At 60.6% G+C, this 3049-nt stretch carries 2 protein-coding genes and 1 pseudogene; all 3 read left to right on the forward strand.

Features of this window, described 5'->3' with window-relative positions:
- Window positions 1-309, forward strand: a pseudogene (locus tag ACGLYG10_RS07210) (hypothetical protein); the annotation flags it as partial.
- A gap of 91 nt (window positions 310-400) precedes the next feature.
- A complete protein-coding gene (locus tag ACGLYG10_RS07215) occupies window positions 401-739 on the forward strand; it encodes a hypothetical protein (protein WP_073329797.1) in 339 nt (112 codons plus the stop codon).
- Between the two features lie 51 nt (window positions 740-790).
- Entirely contained in the window at window positions 791-2902 is a 2112-nt protein-coding gene (locus ACGLYG10_RS07220; RefSeq protein WP_073329800.1) for a DUF6571 family protein, read from the forward strand.
- Window positions 2903-3049 lie beyond the last annotated feature (147 nt).

The following is a 3049-nucleotide window of genomic DNA, read 5'->3' on the forward strand; positions in this document are numbered from 1 at the left end:
ATCACCGCCACGGCCTCCATGCTGACCCTCCAGCCCAAGGACGGCACCGCCACCTGCACCGGCTTCGGCATCCCCTGGACTGAAGAGAACGACGCCAAGGGCACGGACTGCCTGATCGTGTTTAACCGGTCCAGCGCGCACTTCAAGGACAGTGTCACCCCGGTGGATGTGAAGGTCTCCTACGCGATCACCTACACCGCCACCGACGGCGCTTCGGGCTCGATGGACACTCACACCACATCCACAACCACCACCATCCCCGTGGCGGAGATCCAAACCCTCAACACCATGCCAACCAAACAACCATGAGAACGGTTCTGCTCAGGCCAGACACATTGACGCATTAGCCCTAAAGCCAGTCAATAGAGCTGTTCGCCCCAGCGAAGCGAAGGAGTAACACGTGGTCGCCAATCTGAAGCGTGAGGCACTCGAACGCCTGAGCGAACACACATCAAATAAGAATGGAGGATTGGGATTCGCCACGAACATACCGTTCCTGCAGTTGTCGCCGTGGACGCTTTCTCCGGGCCAGAAATACAGTTCCGCCGTCAATTCTTCCGACACGTGGACTGGCCCGTTGGCAGACACCTCCGCCGAAGACACGAAGACAGACGTTGACGCGGTCGACAAGGTCTTCAGTGATCTGCTGGACATGATTAACGCGGAGAAGAACTCGCTACTTGAGGACGTCGACGAAACCGATCCTGGCGCCCATTGGCCGGACCGGGGTCAGGTATAACATAAGCACACACTGTCGCCGAAACAAACCAAGACGGAGGACTCGCTCATTATGGCTGTACTCTATTTAAACCCCGACAAGTTAGCGACCACCATCAAGGATCTTCTAGACTTTGCCAACGATTGCTCCCACGCCATTTCCAGCATCGATGAAAAATGCACAGATGAGTACCGCCCGGTAGACATCTCCGACTTCCGGACCAGAGCCAATAACGCTATCGACAGAGTCAAGTGCAGGGCAGATGATCTGGCGAAGGCCAAGGATGCTATCGTCGCGGTCAACGAGTCCGGTGTCGGCAGTATGACCGCCGACGGTGGTATCCGGTGCGAGGTCCCAGACGGCACCACCATCGACACGATCAATGACTTAACAGCCTGGTCGCAGGCCACCATTGACGCCCACGACCTGCAAACCATCATCGACGGCGGGCTCGTTGTGGGGTCGACGTCAAACGGCCGCACCTACGACCAAGTCATTGAGGCAATGAGGGAACGGTCAGGTGACCCCGCCTACGCAGCGGCGCTGATCAACGCACTCGGCCCGGAGAATCTCACCAGCCTTCCATTGGAAGTCCAGGAGCACTACACCGCAAGTGATGACACAGGTAGCCATGCCCTGAGGCCGGAGGCCGGAACCGAGCTGGCCGAGTTGCTGGGCACACTGCTGGCCTCCGCCTCGACCACTTGGGACAAAGAAACCTGCGAGTCCATGGCGAATACGATCAAGGAGTCTGTCGACGACAAGGGCGAGTGGGGGCGCATAACCGTACTGAACGCCATGCTCGACGGGCATGACGCCGACGGCAACCATGTTAACGACCTGGAATTCAACAGCACCTTCCTCACCGCCCTGGCGAACAACCTGGACGACCTCGATTGGAACACCATCAAGGCCTGCGCCGACCGCGCCACGGATCCCAACACCGATAGAGACATCGCCCGCTATGACAAGAAGGACCTCGGCCCCTACCTGGGCGGGCAGTCCTTCGACCCACTCGCCGGAGTGCTGGACGCCATGGGCAACAATCCTCAAGCCGCCCTCGACTACCTCGCCAAGGCGTCCGAATGCGGAGACGGATCGGATATGTCTCTAGTGGAGAAGCTATCCAAACGGGAGTGGGACGAACAGGGATTCGCAGGCTTCACCGCGGCCTTGGCCGCCGCCTCCAGCCAACGTCCTGCCACCAATGAGACCACACGCAGGCAGGCCAACAACGTGGCTGGATACGGCATACACTACCTGGCCACGAACACCGATGAGGGCATCTACGACGACGATGCCAAGGCCCGTGTCGCCCTGCTCCTGGCCAACTGTCCCGCAGAACTCACACGCGCATGGAACGGCGATCGGACTCAGGTTGATCCGAATACGCATCAGCAGCTTCCGGCTGCCACGGCCGCGGACCTTAATGCTCTGGGCTACCGGGTAGCGGACTCCTGCGACGCGACCGCTACTATTGCCGCCCAGCTCGCACAATATGCCCACGACCGAGCACAACGCGACGCAGCCAGTCACGCCGGTGACCCCGACACCCAAATCGCCGACATCAACAAAGCATACGATCGAGCAACAGTGGCTACGGGGTATCTTGCGGGGCTGGCGGACAAGAAGGCAAACGACATCAACTCCACCGCCCAGAATACGGCGGACAACCACAGCGAGGCCGCCAAGACCGCGCTCAGCGTGCTCGGCACGGTCGCCGGTGCCGGATTCGGGGCGGTTGGAGGACCTCCAACCATGGTTGCCGGCGGGGCCGCCGGATTCGAGGCGGCCGCAACACTGCTTGAGCCCGTGGTGGAGTACGACGCCGCCCAGGTCAGTTCCGCCGCTCCAAGTGGAATGGACAAAGGCCTGCAGGCGGCTGCCATCCAGGATGCCGCTAACGCGGGGCTACTGAAACCCGAGGACTACACCATCACCGGCTACAACGACTACACCGGTAAAAGGGCAAAGACCTTCACCTGGATCATCACCAACCCTGACGGCACCCACACCATCGACCTCACGCAAGCCGACGACCCCACCATGGCCCCAGACGAGGTGTCAACGTGGGTCGAAATGGTGGAAGCAGCCACCGGAGACTACATCTTCGAAGACATCACCGACGACTTCAACGGCAGTTACGCGTCTGGCTATGACAAGGGGAGTATGTACGGTGGCTGACTCGCGTAACACAGTAAGGTTCCATCAGATCGGGCTGGGTCCTGGGCGCCGTCTCCGTCTTGGGGTGTCCGCGGTGGCGTTGGCTGTTGGGCTGGTGCTGTCGGGGTGTGCTGCCGGCGCTGGTGCGGTGGCAGGGGCCTCGGGGAC

The sequence above is a fragment of the Actinomyces glycerinitolerans genome (assembly GCF_900098745.1).
GTDB classification, from domain to species: Bacteria; Actinomycetota; Actinomycetes; order Actinomycetales; family Actinomycetaceae; genus Actinomyces; species Actinomyces glycerinitolerans.